Annotated in this window: 1 protein-coding gene and 1 pseudogene; one reads left to right on the top strand and one right to left on the bottom strand. The window is 80.1% G+C overall.

What is annotated here, in order from left to right:
• Positions 1-2,734, bottom strand: a pseudogene (locus ABZ641_RS31215) (hypothetical protein); the annotation flags it as partial.
• Here ABZ641_RS31215 and ABZ641_RS31210 point away from each other — a divergent pair.
• Positions 2,733-3,001, top strand: a 269-nt coding sequence (locus tag ABZ641_RS31210) for a DUF4259 domain-containing protein (RefSeq protein WP_359987245.1), incomplete at its 3' end; no start/stop codon positions are given. The pseudogene ABZ641_RS31215 and the gene ABZ641_RS31210 overlap by 2 nt on opposite strands.

The raw sequence follows: 3,001 nt of genomic DNA, 5'->3' as shown, positions 1-3,001 counted from the left end.
GCCGGCGCTCCGCCTCGCCGAGCCGCCCGGCCAGGTGGGCGCCGTCCGCGGCCAGCGCGGTCAGGGTGGCCGGCTGCGGCGAGGGCGGCTCGGCCCGGTAGTACCCGGGCACGTCCAGCAGGCCGCGCAGGGCGGCGAGCATCCGGACGTCGGAGGTCTCCGCCAGCGGCGCCAGCCGGCCCGAACGGACGGCCGCGACCCGCGCGGACAGCTCCTCGCGGCGGTGCAGCGCGGCCCGTGCGGCCCGCACCGTCCGGGCCGCCCCCTCGGCGATCCGCCGGTCCGTCACCTCCGGCAGCAGGCGGGCGATCCCGGCCGCCGTGGCCTCCTCGTCGGCGGCGAGCAGGGCCGCGGCCGCCTCCCGCCCGGCCGCGCGGAGCGCCCGCGAGGAGGCGGGGTCGCGCGGGGCCAGGAAGTGCCAGAACGGCGGCGGCGGCAGCACCGGCACGTCCCCGCCGGCCCGCCACAGCAGCGAGCCGTCCTGCGCGTCGTGGCAGTGCACCCGGTGCGGGTCGGTCAGCACGCACTCGGCGCCGCCCCCGGGCATCCGGGCGACCGCCCAGGGCTCGCAGGAGGCCGCGGCGCGCAGCCCGGCGGTGCGGCCGTCGGTGCCCTCCAGCCGGTGGTCCCAGCCGCGGGCGTCCTTCTCCGGGCCGCGCAGCACCCGGAAGCCGGCCAGGCCGGCGCGGTGGCCGAGCGGGGAGGCGTCGGCGTCCGCGTCCGGCGGCAGCGCGACCAGCGAGAGCAGCTGGACCCGGTGGCCGTCCGGCACGGGCGCGGCGGCGAACGCCGGACGGTCGAACGCGCCGGTCCGGCCGCCGGTGGCCGGGTCGAGGCGGTCCCAGTCCTCGTCGCCGTGCGCGCTGCGGCTCCACACGGTGGTGCCGTCGGAGAGCTGCCGGGACGCGGCCAGGCCGTCCCGGTCGCCGGGGCGCAGGATCCGGGCGCCGTCGTGGCGGCCGGTGCGGTCGGCGGTCTCGAACTGGCAGGCGGTGGCCGACCAGGTCCGCAGGCCGGTGGCCCGGGCCGGCTCGAAGACCTCCCCGGGCCGGGACGCCCAGTACGCCTGCCAGGTGTACGGGTGCTTGGTGTCGGTCGTCCAGGCCACCAGCAGGTCGCCGCCGGCGTAGTTCACGGCGTGCAGCGCGGCGTCCCCGGGCAGCGCGAGGACGTGGTCCGCCCGGCGGCCGCGGTGGTCGACCGCGATCGCGCGGTCCCGGGTGAAGAGGGTGAGCACCGGCCAGGTGGTGGTCGTGCCGGCCGGCGGGGCGCCGAGGTCGGCGAGCGCCTCGTCCAGGGCGGGCCAGCCGAGTTCCTCGGGCAGGCCGGCGCGGAGGGTGCGCAGCAGCGGGCCGGTGAGGTCGACGGCGGCGAGCGCCTCCTCGATGCCGTCCAGGGCGGCCGCGGTCGGCCGGTCGAGCAGGGTCTCCAGCACGCCGAGGGCGTCCTCGGCGGCGCCGAGTCCGCCGTCGGCGAGCTCGTCGAGCAGGCCGGTGATCCGGGCGCGGACGGCGCCGGCGATCGCCGGGTTCTCCGGCAGCCGGGTCACCGCGGTACCGCGCCGCAGGTCGGCGTGGACGGTGCCCTCCAGCCGCGCGCCGAGCACCGGGTCGGCGGCGAGCGCCCGCAGGTCGCGGCGGGACTCGCCGCCCCAGACGACCAGCGGGACCGTCCGCGGCGGCGTCTCCACCGGGATGCCCTCGGCCAGGCAGGCGTCGGCGAGGTCGGCGTCCAGCCCGGACGAGCGGTACTGCGCCTCGTGCAGCCGCACCGGGACGCCCTCGGCACGCAGCCGGCCGGCCAGCGGTGGCAGCAGCTCGAAGAACTCCGGCGGCAGCGGACGGCGGGTGATCCCGCCGCCGCCCACCCGGTTGTAGGCGTAGGTGTACGACAGCCGGCCGAGCCAGCCGGCGAGCCCCGCGGACGGGGTGAGCCGGCCCGCGGCGAGCGCGTCCACCACGCCCGCGGCGCGTAGCAGGCGCACCCAGGCCCCGCCGCCGGCGGTCGGCGCGAAGCCGAGGGCGGTCACGGCCGGCGGGAACATCTCCAGCAGTCCGGCGCGGACCGCGTCGGTCGGCGGGTGGGCCGCGAGCAGGGCGGCGGCGCCGTCCAGCAGGGCGTCCGGCACCGGGCTGCCCGGACAGCCGGCCAGCACCTCGCCGAGCAGCGCCGCGTCCTCGTCCGGGCCGCGGCCGGCGGCCTTCGCGGACGCCCGCAGCCGGGTGTGCAGGTCGGCCGGCGGCACCGCCCCGCCCGACCCCCAGGCCCGGACGTACCGCACGAACTCCCGGTGCGCCTCCGCCGGCGGCAGGGCGGCGGCGAGCCGGCGCTGCTGGGCGGAGAGCTCCGCCGCGGGCAGCACGCCGAGCCCTGCCACCAGCACGGCGTTCGCCCGCTGGAAGGCCGGATCGGCGGCGCCCCCGCCCTGCCGCTCGGCCTCCCTGGCCAGCCTGTACGCCTGCCCGGCCTGCCGCGGCAGCACCCGGGCGAGCCGGTGGCCGACGGTGTCCCAGAACCAGGGCAGGTGCTCGGGCGGCAGGCGCCTGCTGCGCGACTGCAGACCGCCCAGGTACTGGGCCGGCTTCCGGCGGGCCCGGGGCGGGACGCCGTCGAAGACGTCCGCGAACTGCTGCCGCGCGCCCGCCTCCGCACCCGGAGACCTGACGGACAGCCAGTCCAGGTACACCGTCGAGGCGGTGGGGTCGGTGGGCAGCGGCACGCTCGGCTCGGACATGCGGGCGATCCTGCCACGCTCCCCCGACACCCCGTCCCGGGCTGCGGGCCCCGCTGTCGGCGGTGCGGGGGACACTGCTCCGCGGAACCTGCCGAGGAGGGGCGCCGTGGGCACCTGGGGTACCGGACCGTTCGACAACGACTCGGCGGCGGACTTCGCCTGCCGGCTGGACCGCGCCGCCGGGCGCGAGGCGGTGCTCCGCGGCGTGCTGGAGCGGACGGCCGCCGCCACCGGGTACCTCGACGAGGCCCGGGAGGCGGTGGCGGC

It is taken from the genome of Kitasatospora sp. NPDC007106, assembly GCF_040634455.1.
GTDB classification, from domain to species: Bacteria; Actinomycetota; Actinomycetes; order Streptomycetales; family Streptomycetaceae; genus Kitasatospora; species Kitasatospora arboriphila.
Note: the sequence above shows the minus strand (reverse complement) of the source record. Positions and strands in the feature narration are given on the sequence as shown.